Below are 12,913 nucleotides of genomic sequence, written 5' to 3'. Positions count from 1 at the left end.
CGCCACCTCGGCGCTCGCCGACGCGGTGGCACGCGCCGTCACCTACGCCAACACCTCCGACACGCCTCCGACCTCCGCCACGCTGGTCTGGACGTTCTCGGACGGCAATGCCGGCGCCCAGGGCTCGGGTGGCGTTGGGACTACCACCGGCACCACCACCGTCACGATCACGGCGGTGAACGACGCGCCGATTCTCAGCGGCACCCAGGCGACCCTGGCGGCCGGTACGGAGGACACCGCCTTCAAGGTGACGACGGCCGAGCTGCTCCAGGGCTTCGCCGATCCCGAGGGCACGACCCTCGTCCTCTCCGGCCTCAGCGTCGATCACGGCACCATCGTCAGCGACGGGGAGGGCGGCTACACCGTCACCCCGACGGCCGACTATAACGGCCCGATCACGATCAGCTACAGTGTCGGCGACGGCACGGCTTCGACCCCCGCCACCTTGACCACCACCCTTGAGGCGGTGAACGACGCACCGCGCCTCACCGGCACCCGGGCGACTCTGGCGGCCGGTACGGAGGACACCGTCTTCACGGTCTCGGCGGCCGATCTGCTGCAGGGCTTCGCCGATCCGGAGGGCACTCCCCTCGTCCTCTCCGGCCTCAGCGTCGATCACGGCACGATCGTGAGCAACGGGGCGGGCGGCTACACCGTCACCCCCGGCACGATCGTGAGCAACGGGGCGGGCGGCTACACCGTCACCCCGACCGCCAACTACAAGCGACGCTCCTGGCCGGCACGGAGGACACCGCCTTCACGGTGACGGAGGTCCAACTGCTGCAGGGCTTCGCCGATCCGGAGGGCACTCCCCTCGTCCTCTCCGGCCTCAGCGTCGATCACGGCACGATCGTGAGCAACGGGGCGGGCGGCTACACCGTCACCCCGGCCGCCGACTATAACGGCCCGCTCGTCATCAGCTACAACGTCGGAGACGGCACGACGTCCATCCCCGCCACCCTGAGCATGACCCTCGAGGCGGTGAACGACGCCCCGCGACTCACCGGTACCCAGGCGACCCTGGCGGCCGGCAGAGAGGACGCTGCCTATACGGGTCGGCTCTCCGACCTACTGAAGGGCTTCACCGACATCGACAGCGCAACGCTCGCGGTCACGAACCTGAGGGCCGATCATGGCACGGTGACGATCACGGGCGGGACCTTCACGCTTACGCCGGACGCCGACTATAACGGTTTGGTCACGCTCAGCTACGATGTCGGCGACGGCACGGCCGTCACGGCAGCGACCCGGGCGCTGACTCTCGCCTCAGTCAACGACGCCCCCGTCGTGACCGATGACGTGATCGAGGTTGTTCAGCGAAGTTCCGTGGCGAGTGGCGTGCTCGGCAACGACATCGACTCCGATGGCGGCATCCTGACGATCACCGCGATCAGGGCGGTAACCGCCGGTACGGCCAAGACGGCCGTCGACGGTACCACTGTGATCGCCGGCCGCTACGGCACGCTGACCCTGCAGGGGGACGGCAGCTACACGTACGAAGCCAATACCGAGGGCCGGGTCGCGGTGGGAGCAAGCGTCGTCGACGACTTCCTCTACACGCTCTCCGACGGTCAGGGTGCCACCGGTTCCGCGCATTTGCGTGTGACTGTCACTGGCTCCAACCAGGGTGATGCGGGCGACAATATCTTCCTGCTGACCGGCCCGGGGACGAGGGCCTCCGGGTATGACGGCGACGACACCTACATCGTCGACAATGCCGGTGATCGTGTCTTCGAGGCGGCAAGCGGCGGCAGCGATACGGTGATGACGAGCGTGAGCTACACGCTGGCAGCCGGTCAGGAGATCGAGACGCTGAGGACCACGAGTGGCGTCGGCACGACCGCCATCAAGCTCACGGGCAACGAGTTCGCCAACAAACTGGTGGGCAATGACGGCGACAACGTCCTCAACGGCGGCAAGGGAGCCGACCTGCTCTACGGCAAGGCCGGTAACGACACCTACATTGTCGACGATGCCGGTGATCGTGTCTTCGAGGCGGTAAGCGGCGGCAGCGATACGGTGATGACGAGCGTAAGCTACACGCTGGCAGCCGGTCAGGAGATCGAGACGCTGAGGATGACGAGCGATGCCGGCACGGTCGCCATCCAGCTCACCGGCAACGAGTTCGCCAACAAGCTCGTGGGCAATGACGGCGACAACGTCCTCAACGGCGGCAAGGGAGCCGACCAGCTCTACGGCAGCGCTGGCGACGACACTTACATCGTCGACGATACCGGCGACCGTGTGGTCGAGGCCGCTGACGGTGGCACCGACACGGTGAGGACCAGCGTGAGCTACACCCTGTTGGCCGGCCAGGAGATCGAGACGCTGAGGACGACGAGCGACGCCGGTACGACCGCCATCCAGCTTACCGGCAACGAGTTCGCCAACAAGCTCGTGGGTAATGACGGCGACAACGTCCTCAACGGCGGCGGGGGAGCCGACCAACTCTACGGCGGCGCCGGTAACGACACCTACATCGTCGACGATGCCGGTGATCGCGTCCTCGAGGCGGCTGACGGGGGCATCGACACGGTCAAGACCAGCGTGACCTATACGCTGTTGGCCGGCCAGGAGGTCGAGACGCTGAGGACCACGAGCGACACCGGCACGGCCGCCATCGACCTCACCGGCAACGCGTCCGCCAACAAGCTGGTGGGCAATGACGGCGCCAACGTGCTGAACGGTGGCGCCGGTGCCGACGTGCTCAACGGCAGGGACGGCAGCGATACGTTCGTGTTCTCGTCGAACCTCGGCTCCGCCAATGTCGACCGCCTCGCCGACTTCTCGGTGCCGGAGGACACGATCCAACTGGCTCGGGCAGTGTTCAGCGCTCTCGCCACAGGCCAGCTTGCGGAGGCCGCGTTCAAGGATCTCGGCAATGCCGGTGCCGTGGTGGATGCGACCGACCGCATTCTCTACAACCACAAGACCGGCGCGCTTTCCTACGACGCCGACGGCAACGGCACGGCCAGCACCGCCGTCCAGTTTGCCGTCATCGGCACGAAGGAAACACTGACCCACCTCGACTTCCTGGTGGCGTAAGCGGCGCGACACCCCCTGGCCGATCCATTCTGTTCGGCCAGGGCTTTATGGGCTGTCGAGCCTTCGGCTCCATGCAAGGCATACCGGCCTGGCAGGCATCTTGAGACTGTTAAGGACCGTATGTGAACCGCCTCGGGTTTTTCGGAGGCTCCAACTCTTGAGAGGATGGAGCCTCCGAAAAACCCGGGGCGGTTCAATGCCCGAAAAACCTGCGCTCAGCGCGGACCATTTTGCTGGGTCAGGATAACGCTGTCGCGACGGCCCTGCGCATGGTGCCCATGGCCGATAGTGGCGACCTTGCCGGCTGCTGGAACGGTATCTTCGGGTTCCGGCCATCCATGGGCAGGGGGCCCGTCGCTGCCGGGTCCAGAGGGCTATATCCAGCAACTTGCCACGGATGGTCCCATGGCGCGGAACGTCACCGATCTCGCGCTCCTCTTATCGGTGATGAGTGGGCCCGATCCCCGTGCACCCCTTATCCCTTTGCTCAGGCCAAGCCCTGGCCCACGGTCATCGCCGGCACGTCCATGGATACGTATCATCGCTGGATCGAAGTGGTGGTACCAGCGACCTTGTCCGGATGCCCCACGATCTGCCTGCCGTTGGCTCCATGGGCACAGGACGGACGATCATCGGGGCTGCAACTCATCGGAAGGCCGAGACAGGGCGCTGCTCTGCATAGCCCGTGCATTCGAGGAAGTGAGTTACGATCACAGCGACTTCCTTCATGAAGAGATGGGCATAAACAGCAGCGCTGTTTGCCGCCTTCAACGTTCTGTACGGCACCTTGCTCGGCCGCGGCACGCAGCATCATCGCCACGGCAAGGTCAAGCGCCTCCTTGACACAATTCAGGGCTTCTTCTCCGGCCTGACCCGTCGGCGCTTGCCGCAACATACCTTCACTGGCGTCGGCGACCCGACGATGTGATCGAGCGCGGCAACGCAGGTTACCGGGAATTGCTAAACTGATAGCGCAAAGCAGATAAGCTTTGCGCTTTTGCCTAAATATTAAAATTCAATCAACAAGCACAATCAATGGGGCCCAAGCGAAGTATCAGTATCGATGCGCTTGGGCCTAATTTCTCTTCAGCGATTCACCAGCGGTAGCGTAGCGTCGCCAGCACGGTTTGACGATTGCCGTAGAAGCAGCCGGTCGCGGCGATGCAGGTCGATACGTAGGTCTTATCGAACAGGTTCGTCGCATTGACCGCGAGATCCACGCCTTTGAGCGCTGGGTAGCGGTAGCCGAAATCATACCGAACGGCCGCGTCGACCAAGGTGACGACCGGGATATGGTAGAGGTTGGCGTTGTCCCCGACCGAGGCACCGATGTAGCGCACGCCCGCCCCGAGACCGAGCCCGGCCCAATCGCCCGTTCGGACCGTGTAGTCGAGCCAGGCCGACGCCTGGTGTTGGGGCACGAAGGGAAGTTCGTTCCCGATGATGCTTGCCCCGGCCGCGTTTGCATTGGCCTTGGTGATCTCGCTGTTCATGGCGGCGTAGGAGGCGATCAGGTCGAGGCTTTCGGTCAGGCTGGCCTTGACCTCCAGTTCCACGCCGCGGACGCGAGCCTCGCCGGTCTGCGTATTGAACCGGAAATCCACCGAGTCCGGTGTCAGAACGTTTTTCTGCGTCAGATCGAACACCGTTCCCGTCATGAGGAGGTTCGTGCCGGGGGGCTGAAACTTGATGCCGCCTTCGATCTGCTCACCCTCCGTCGGTGCGAAGGGCTGGAGGGCTCGGTCCGTGCCGGCCGTGGGCTGGAACGAGGTGGCGTAGCTGATGTAAGGGGCCAAGCCGCCATCCAGCAGATAGCTCAGCCCGACGCGGCCCGTGAAAGCGGCGTCATCCTGTTTTACCTGGGAAAGCACACCGTTCGCGGCATTCGTCGTGCGGGTCACCGCGTCGGCCCAGTCCTGACGCCCGCTGACGGTCAGGCGGAAGCCGCCGAAGCGGATCTCGTCCTGCGCGTAGAGTCCGGTCTGGTTTCGTCCCTGGGTGATCCGCGTGCCGAGCGGGGGACGCGTGACCGTGCCGGCATAGACCGGGGCGAACACGTCGAGGGAGGGCACGGACCGTAGCTGGGACTCGTCGTACCGGGCGTCTTCGCGCAGATAATCCGCACCGAGGAGAAGCGTATGCGCGAAGGGGCCGGTGGAGAAGCGGGCTTCGGCCTGGTTGTCGATGTTGAACAGGTCCGACCGCTCCGGGAAGGCCCAGGCGTAGCGGGAGAGCGTGCTGTTATCGGCGCCGAGGCCGATTGCCTGCACACGCTGGGTATTGGCGTCGACATGCGAGTAACGCAGGTTCTGCCGGACGGTCCAGACGTCGTTGAAGCGATGCTCGAACGCGTATCCGATGAAGCCCTGCTGCAGCTTGAACCGGTCGTAATTCGGCTCTCCGATGAAACGGTTCGTGGGGATGCGCCCCTTAGGGTTCGCGTAGAGCGTGCCCAGGGCGGGCAGGCCCTGCGGCGCTCCCCCGCCGGGCGAGTCGATGTTGAGATACTGCGACAGGATCGTCAGGGACGTATCGGTATCCGGCCGCAGGGTGAGGCTCGGCGCGATGAAGACGCGGTCTTCCTCGAGATAGTCGAGTTGCGTCCCCGTGGTGCGGGCCAGACCGGTCAGTCGATAGAGGATCTTGCCATCCGGATCGATCGGCCCGGACAGGTCGAAAGCGGCCTGCGCACGCCCGAAACTGCCGGTCTGGAGTTGGATTTCACGCAGCGGCGTCGCCGTCGGGCGCTTGCTCACGAGGTTGAGCAGGCCCCCTGGGGAATTCTGACCATACAGTCCCGATGACGGCCCCTTCAGCAATTCGACACGCTCGAGACCATAGGATTCGACACGCGGTTGCGAGTAGCCTCGAGCACCGAAGGGTAGCCGCAATCCATCGAGGTAGCGGCCCGGCACGAAGCCTCGGACGTAGAGCCAATCATAGCGCACATCCGTGCCGTACTGGTTCATCACGCCGGGCGTGTAGAGCAGGGCCTGACTGACGCTCTGGGCCTGACGGTCCTCGATCTCCTTGCGCCCGACCACGTTGATGGCCTGTGGGGTCTCCAGGATCGGCGTTCCGGTCTTGGTCGCGGTGGCGCTGCGGCGGGCGACATAGCCGTGGACGGGACCTATGGCGTTCTCACCCGTCACCTCCAGCACGTCGAGGGCAACGGCCCCGGCCTGATCCGGGGCGACGACATCGGCCTGTGCCACCACGCGCAGGAGGGTGGCGGAGCGCTCGGCGGTGAACTGGGGCGTCAGTCCCGTGCCGGCCAGGAGCCGCCGCAACCCTTCCGCACGGTCGTAGCGTCCGACGACTGCGACCGAGCGCAGATGTCGGGTGGCGCTACTGTCATAGATCAGCTGGACGCCGCTGGCCGTGCCATAGGCCGCGAGGGCTTCGTCGAGGGGCATGGCAGGAAGGGCGAAGTCGATCTCCGTGTCCTGGGCCGGCATGAGCGCCGATGCCTGGACGAGGTGTGGTCGACCCATCGCTGCAGCCGTGCCGGCATGCTCGATCGCTGCCGAAGCCGGAGCCGGCAGGGCGGCGACCAATGTCGCGAGACCGCTCAATCCAATGGCCATCCGGTACTGGTCCCGTCCCCGGTCTTGTCTGCTACGCCGCACCGTCATCAGCCCCATCGTCTCAAGGCGGCTTGCCACCGCTGCGCGACGGGTCGTGATCGCCCGTCTGACTCTTGAGACGCTGCGGAGCCCGTCACCCCGCAAGAAAAGTCCGTGACGGGTCAGCGCAGGATGACGAGCCGGTCGCTGAGTCTGAATTCGGAGAGTGCGAGGGCGGTGCGGATGTTCGTGAGTGCCTCTTCCGGACGGGACAGGTGGAAGATGCCCGTCACCCGCCGGATTGAAGCCGCCGAACTGCCCAGCACGATCCGACCGGGGCGATAGCGGTTGAGATCGTCGACCACCTGGGACAACGGCGTATCGCGGAAGACGAGAAGGCCGCGCCGCCACGCCGCTGTCGTCGCCGTGTCGATGGAATGAACGCCGCCCCCTGCCCCGCGCGTCGTGTCGACCCCCTGGCCGGCGGCCAGCACCGTCGGCGGCGCGCCCGGTTCCGCGATCACTTCGACGGAGCCCGAGAGGCAGGAAAGCTCGGCGTCCGTCCCGCCGGTCCAACCGGTGAGCCCCTTGGCCGGACGGCAGCGAACGACGAACTCCGTCGCCATCCCGGGACGCGTGGCCACATGCGCCGGACCGACCGTCAGGAAGATCGGACGCGCATCGGCGGGGACCGTGACGGCGACGGCCCCCGCATGCAGGACGAGAGTGCCGGCTTCGGCTGTTCGGGCATCGAGGGCGGTTTCGGCATCGAGCTCGATCCGCACCCCTCCCGGCAGATCGACCGTCCGCACCTCTCCGGTGCCTGTTCGGAAATCCGCGCTCAGGTCGGGCCAGTTCACAAGGAAGGCAGCCCCGCTCGCGGCGATGGAGGCCGAGGCGATGCCCAGACCCGCACCCCGGAGAATCCGGCGGCGGGAGATGCCACGCGGTGCCACCCGGATAAGGGTGGGGGCGACCTGCTTCGGGAGCGCGATGCCGGCCTGGCGCCACAGCTTCGACGCGGCAAGGAAGGCGGCATCGTGCTCGGGCCGCGCGCGCCATGCGGTGAGGGCCTCGGCATCGGCGTGCGTTGCTGTCCCGGACGTCAATCTGACGATCCAGGCACGAGCCTCCCTTTCGACGGCCGCTAGGTCGCCGGACCCATCTTCACGATCGTGATCCCCGGCGGTCATAGCTTTCGCGCCTTCTCCTCGTGGGCACGCCGCAAGAGCATTCCGAGACTGCGGCGTGCAAGGGCCACTTTCCCGCAGCGACGGCGTGGACAGCCGATCCGACCGGATCCTCGGAGCCTTCGCTGGTCATTGGTATGACTCTGCAACACAGCCCCTCGGTTGCGGGCCGTTACGATGGTAGACGCCTCCGCCCGTGCCGCCCCGCAATCAGCGTCCATGGTGATCGATCCGTAAGCGCTCGGCGCAATGGTCCAGTGCCATCCGAACCTCCGATTCGACGGTGCGGAGCGAAACACCGAGATGCGTGGCTATGGCCGCATGGCTCATGCCCTCGATCCGGCTGAGACGGAATGCAGTCGCCCGGCGAGGCGGCAACTCGGACAGCGCCTGCGTCAGACAGCGGAGATCGGCTCGTGCCTTGGCATCCCGGTCAGGTCCCGGTGCGTCATCCGGCACCGAAAGATGGGCGGCAATGTCATCCGCGCTGAGCAGGCATGCCCGACGTGCCTCGGCTCGCCGATGATCGATCGCCAAGTTCGCCGCGACCTTGAATAGGAATGCGCGTTCGTTCTGCAGAGGGGGATCGTCCAGGGCGACATGGGCCACCCGAAGAAACGTCTCGTGCGCGAGATCGGAGGCTTCGTGAACACCCACTTTCCGACCGAGAAACCGCAAAAGTGCCTCGCGATGGGTGCGATAAAGTATGCTGAGCCGGGACTCCTGTTCGGACTGCGTTCGGGAAACGCGGAGCATTTCGAGTGCCGAGTTAAAGCATCCTGGAACAGATGCGCGTAAAGGATCGGATTGCAAAAATCCGTTACACACACAAGAGGCAATTCACGCAGAGTCGTGATGCTATCAATATTAGAATTAGTACAATGAAATAATCAATTCAATTTCGGACGGGGTGTGCGCGGCTATGTCTTGGATTATTTACTGAAAGGTCTCATTTGGGAGTATATTTATATGTATTGTAGACTAATTTATGAAATTTTAACTGTGTATCATATTTTAAAAACTGTTGTAGGTCGTAGAATACCTATGAACTTTTCATTCGGCAATCGGGGGGGCGGCCGAATTTCTGTACCAAATCCCATCGAGGCAATCTGTATCGCCGCAAAGCAAGGAATTACTTATTCGTAAGCTTTAGATTTAGGAAGATGCTGCCGATAAAATTTAGTAACGGCTCGTCGCTAGCCGACGTCATTCATCGCCGCATCATCTTACCTTCTACCTTGAATGTTTGAGGCAGATCCTCTGTCCCTGCCCTTCCCCAAAGAGGAGTCGGAGGCTCGTTCACACTCGGGAGCGCCGAGAGTCTCTCGTAGGAAACTCGCCGCCCTAATCCTCTATCGCTGCATGGAATTTACGGAAAACCGCTTCGAGATCTCGGTGCGCACATGCTCGCGGAACAGGCGTACGCGTGCCGGCAACTCCCGTCCCGCCAGGCTGACAGCCCTCAATGCCCCGCCCGTGGTGGCCCAGGGCTCGAGAACCCGAACGAGCAGGCCCGCCTCGAAGCCACGGGCAGCGATCAAGCTCGGGAGGTGCCCGATGCCCGCCCCGGCCAGGGTCAGTCTGAGTGTCGTCGCGAAGTCGCTTGCCCGGATTGCGGGACGGATGCCGACCTGTTCCGTGCGCCCTCTGCCGTCGTTGAGAAGGATGCCCATCACGCCGGGCCGTTCGCGCGCAAGGATCACGTCGTGTTCTGCCAAGGCTGCCGGCGCTGTGGGAGCCGGCTTCGAGGCGAGGTAGGCGGGCGTCGCATATAACGCCATCCAGACGTCCAGGATCCGGGTGGACCGGTAGCCCGTCTCCTCCACGTCCCCCAGTCGCAGGGCGAGGTCGATCCGATTGGCCGCCAGGTCGAGGCGCGTATCGGTGTTCAGCATCTCGACCGTGACCTGCGGGTAGGCCTCTCTGAAGCTGGCGACGATGTCGGGCATCACCTCGATGCCAAAGTCGACGGAGGTGGTGATCCGCAGGTGTCCTGCCGGCACCGTCCGTGCGTCGCGGGCCGTCTCCGCCGCTTCATCGAGGAGAGCCAGGCATTCCTGGACCTTGGCGTGGAAGGCGAGGCCTTCCGCCGTCGGCGATACCGCCCGAGGATGGCGCGCCATCAAAGTAGCACCCAGGGCGGCCTCGAGCCGTGAGAGTCTTCGGCTGACGCTGCCCTTGGTCTCGCGCAGGCTCTCTGCCGCCGCCGTGACGGTGCCGAGATCGACGACGGCGCAGAACGCCCGCAGGTCGTCGAGATTGCCGCCAAAGGTTTCCGTTCTTGCAACCATGTGGTGCGAGATAGCAGGCTCTACGCGGCCTGCCAACGAGACTATTCGGATCGTCGTCAGGTTGCGGTTCCTTCCCGACCTCCCGTTCACAGCAGTTCGATTCCGTCTCGGAGACGACCATGAAACTCCTTCTCGCTTCAAGTCTCGCCCTTGCCACCGTCCTCGGCGGTGGTGCGTCGGCCCAGACGCCGCCGACCCGCGACCCTGCCCAGATCCAGGCCGGCACCTACGCCGTCGATCCCGGCCATACCCAGGTCGGCTGGCGCGTATCCCACATGGGCTTCTCGAACTATGCCGGCGGCTTCTCGGACGTCTCCGGCACCCTCGACCTGCAGCCGAAGACCCCGGCCTCCTCGAAACTCTCGATCAAGATTCCCGTCGCCTCGGTGACCACGACCAGCGACAAGCTCACCGGCGAACTCAAGGGCGACCAGTGGCTCGACGCGGGCAAGTTCCCCGAGATGACCTTCGTCTCGACCAAGGTGACGCCCGAGGGGAAGGACAAGGCCAAGGTCGCGGGCAACCTCACCCTGCATGGCGTGACCAAGCCGGTGACGCTGGACGTGACCCTGGTCGGTGCGGGCGTGAACCCACTCAACAAGAAGGTCACGGTCGGCTTCGAGGCGACCGGGACGCTCAAGCGTTCTGAGTTCGGCGTGAAGACCTACGTCCCGCTGATCGGCGACGACCTGCACCTCACCATCGCGGGCGCCTTCGAGCGTCAGGACTGACACCAAGCGAGGAGAGCGGCCATGGTGTCCGGCCTGTCCGCGCGGCGCTACACCGTCGTGGCCATCCTTCTGCACTGGACGAGCGCGCTCTGCGTGCTCGCCCTCATCGGCATGGGCCTGATCATGACACATGCAGGGCTGGCGCCGATGCGCCAGTTCCAGCTCTACCAGTGGCACAAGTCGGTCGGGATCACCGTCCTGGTCCTGACGGCCCTGCGCCTCGCCTGGCGCGTCGTGCATCGGCCGCCCCCGCATCCGGCCGGGATGCCGGCCCATGAGCGTCGGGCGGCCGGCGCGACGCACGGCCTGTTCTACCTTCTGCTCATTGGCCTGCCCCTCACCGGGTGGGCGGTCGTCTCGCTGTCGCCCTTCAACATCCCCACGGTGCTGTACGGCCTCGTGCCGTGGCCCCACCTGCCCCTGGCTCCGCTCCTTCCGGATGCGGCCGCGGCCGAGAGAGTCCTCAAGCTCGTCCACGCCTACGGGGCGTGGTTCCTGACCGCGCTCCTCGTGCTGCACATGGCGGCCGCCCTGCGCCACCACCTCATCCTCCGCGACGACGTCCTGCGCCGCATGCTGCCCGGACGCGGACCCGCGACATCGTCCGAACCCATGGAAGCGATCCGATGAACCCGCGAGCCTTATGCCTCCTGATCGCCCTGCAAGCGGTCGCCTCGCCGGTCGCAGCTGCGGAATGGGCGGTCGATCCGGCCAAGAGCGCGATCCGGTTCTCGGGCGTGCAGGTCGGCGCCCCGTTCTCCGGGCGCTTCGAGCGCTTCGAGGCGAAGGTGGATTTCGACCCCGCCAAGCCGGAGGCCGGGCATGCCACGGTGCTAATCGACATGGCGAGCGCCCGCACCGGGGACGTCCAGCGCGACGAGGCGCTGCCGCAGAAGGACTGGTTCGACGTGAAGTCGGCCAGCCAGGCCCGCTTCGAGGCTACGCGGTTCATCGACAAGGGCCATGGCGACTACGAGGCGGTGGGCACCCTGACGATCAGGGGCACGAGCCGACCGCTCACGCTCCCGTTCCACTTCTCGCTTGGCGAGGGCCAGGCCCGCGCAACCGGACATGTCGGCCTCGTCCGCACGGAGTTCGGCGTCGGACAGGGTGCCTGGGCTTCCGGGCAGTGGGTGGCGCTCGAGGTCGGGGTCGACGTGGACCTCGTCGCTATGTCCAAGCCCGGGACCTGATCCCGGGGCGGCGAGGAAGGACAGTGTCCTTGCGCTTCCTGCTCGTAGCTGCGGTGTAGTTCCCCACTATGGGATCCTGCCCCGCCCAAGAGAATCGCGGCGGGATCGTTTCGCTGGCCCGACGGCACGCACCACAAAAAGTCCTTCCAGCAAAAAATGTAGCGCGCCTTCTAGACGACCGGTCTAATTTCAATTAATTGAGGGCTATGGCACGCGTCACTGCACACACCGACACACGACAGGGCATCCTCGATACCGCCTACGGCCTCGTGGGCGCGAAAGGGTTCTCCGGGGTCGGACTCAACGAGATCCTGACCTCGGCGGGTGTCCCCAAGGGGTCATTCTACCACTACTTCGGCTCCAAGGAGGCTTTTGGGGAGGCTCTCCTGGCGGACTACTTCGAAACCTATCTCGCCGGCCTCGACGCGACGCTTGCAGAGCCGGGGCTGAGTCATGCCGAACGCTTGATGAACTACTGGCGAAAATGGCAGGCCACGCAGGGGAGCGTCGACTACCAGCGCAAATGTCTCGCGGTGAAACTCGCGGCGGAAGTCTCGGACCTGTCCGAGGCGATGCGCATCGCCCTCAAGGGCGGCACCGCCGCGATTATCGAAAGGCTCTCGCGGTCCATCGCGGCAGGCGTGGCAGAGGGTTCGCTCAGGATCGAGAGCGAGCCGTCGACGACCGCAGAAGACCTGTACCACGTCTGGCTCGGTGCGAGCCTGATGGCCAAGATCGTCCGGACCGACGCACCGTTCGAGGCGGCCATGGGAACGACCCGGCGCATCCTCGGCCTCGCGTCACCCTGATCCATGCCGTTCCGACGGCACGGAGCGCCGTCTTCTATGCGTCTGAATTCAAGACGACTGGTCTACTTTCATGTGGACGAGCCATCGT

General features: G+C 64.9%; 10 protein-coding genes. 6 read left to right on the top strand and 4 right to left on the bottom strand.

The genetic code is table 11. The features are described from left to right. Together ASF08_RS16295 and ASF08_RS16290 are read left to right on the top strand one after the other, a co-directional pair. Nucleotides 1–766 (top strand): cadherin-like domain-containing protein (locus tag ASF08_RS16295; protein ID WP_156629623.1); only part of this gene is annotated, 766 nt, incomplete at its 5' end. Continuing rightward, entirely contained in the window at nt 763–3,045 is a 2,283-nt protein-coding gene (locus tag ASF08_RS16290) for a cadherin-like domain-containing protein (protein ID WP_056147146.1), read from the top strand. The genes ASF08_RS16295 and ASF08_RS16290, both read left to right, overlap by 4 nt. A 1,094-nt stretch (nt 3,046–4,139) precedes the next feature. Here ASF08_RS16290 and ASF08_RS16285 read toward each other — a convergent pair. The 4 genes from ASF08_RS16285 to ASF08_RS16270 all read right to left on the bottom strand — a co-directional run bounded on the left by ASF08_RS16285 (nt 4,140) and on the right by ASF08_RS16270 (nt 10,128). Next, entirely contained in the window at nt 4,140–6,710 is a 2,571-nt protein-coding gene (locus tag ASF08_RS16285) for a TonB-dependent siderophore receptor (RefSeq protein ID WP_244474560.1), read from the bottom strand. Between the two features lie 83 nt (nt 6,711–6,793). Next, nucleotides 6,794–7,804: a FecR family protein gene (locus tag ASF08_RS16280; protein ID WP_056147143.1), complete on the bottom strand. Its 1,011-nt coding sequence runs from the start codon at nt 7,802–7,804 to the stop codon at nt 6,794–6,796. 207 nt (nt 7,805–8,011) lie between these two features. After that, a complete protein-coding gene (locus tag ASF08_RS16275; protein WP_056147142.1) occupies nt 8,012–8,557 on the bottom strand; it encodes an RNA polymerase sigma factor in 546 nt (181 codons plus the stop codon). Nucleotides 8,558–9,153: 596 nt separating this feature from the next. Beyond that, a complete protein-coding gene (locus tag ASF08_RS16270) occupies nt 9,154–10,128 on the bottom strand; it encodes a LysR family transcriptional regulator (RefSeq protein ID WP_244474558.1) in 975 nt (324 codons plus the stop codon). A gap of 83 nt (nt 10,129–10,211) precedes the next feature. Between ASF08_RS16270 and ASF08_RS16265 the strand changes: the two genes are divergently transcribed. The 4 genes from ASF08_RS16265 to ASF08_RS16250 all read left to right on the top strand — a co-directional run bounded on the left by ASF08_RS16265 (nt 10,212) and on the right by ASF08_RS16250 (nt 12,825). After that, nucleotides 10,212–10,823, top strand: a complete 612-nt coding sequence (locus tag ASF08_RS16265; RefSeq protein WP_056147138.1) for a YceI family protein — start codon at nt 10,212–10,214, stop codon at nt 10,821–10,823. A 21-nt stretch (nt 10,824–10,844) separates the two neighbouring features. Further along, nucleotides 10,845–11,453 (top strand): cytochrome b, encoded by a 609-nt coding sequence (locus ASF08_RS16260; protein ID WP_056147135.1) that lies wholly within the window; start codon nt 10,845–10,847, stop codon nt 11,451–11,453. Then, nucleotides 11,450–12,016 carry a YceI family protein gene (locus ASF08_RS16255; RefSeq protein ID WP_056147133.1) on the top strand — a complete coding sequence of 189 codons (567 nt, stop codon included), beginning with the start codon at nt 11,450–11,452 and terminating at the stop codon, nt 12,014–12,016. Before ASF08_RS16260 ends, ASF08_RS16255 begins: the two co-directional genes overlap by 4 nt. A gap of 206 nt (nt 12,017–12,222) precedes the next feature. Then, the gene (locus ASF08_RS16250) at nt 12,223–12,825 is read left to right on the top strand and encodes a TetR/AcrR family transcriptional regulator (RefSeq protein ID WP_056147130.1); all 603 of its coding nucleotides are present in this window, start codon (nt 12,223–12,225) and stop codon (nt 12,823–12,825) included. Nucleotides 12,826–12,913: the final 88 nt, after the last annotated feature.

The organism is Methylobacterium sp. Leaf85, assembly GCF_001422125.1.
GTDB lineage: Bacteria > Pseudomonadota > Alphaproteobacteria > Rhizobiales > Beijerinckiaceae > Methylobacterium > Methylobacterium bullatum.
The sequence above is the reverse complement of the archived record's forward strand: the minus strand, read 5'-3'. Positions and strand labels throughout refer to the sequence as shown.

Excerpts from the sequence above, each read along its gene's own strand:
- ASF08_RS16280 (WP_056147143.1), bottom strand. The coding sequence starts at position 7,804 with ATGACCGCCGGGGATCACGATCGTGAAGATGGGTCCGGCGACCTAGCG.
- ASF08_RS16275 (WP_056147142.1), bottom strand. The coding sequence starts at position 8,557 with ATGCTCCGCGTTTCCCGAACGCAGTCCGAACAGGAGTCCCGGCTCAGC.
- ASF08_RS16265 (WP_056147138.1), top strand. The coding sequence starts at position 10,212 with ATGAAACTCCTTCTCGCTTCAAGTCTCGCCCTTGCCACCGTCCTCGGC.
- ASF08_RS16260 (WP_056147135.1), top strand. The coding sequence starts at position 10,845 with ATGGTGTCCGGCCTGTCCGCGCGGCGCTACACCGTCGTGGCCATCCTT.
- ASF08_RS16255 (WP_056147133.1), top strand. The coding sequence starts at position 11,450 with ATGAACCCGCGAGCCTTATGCCTCCTGATCGCCCTGCAAGCGGTCGCC.
- ASF08_RS16250 (WP_056147130.1), top strand. The coding sequence starts at position 12,223 with ATGGCACGCGTCACTGCACACACCGACACACGACAGGGCATCCTCGAT.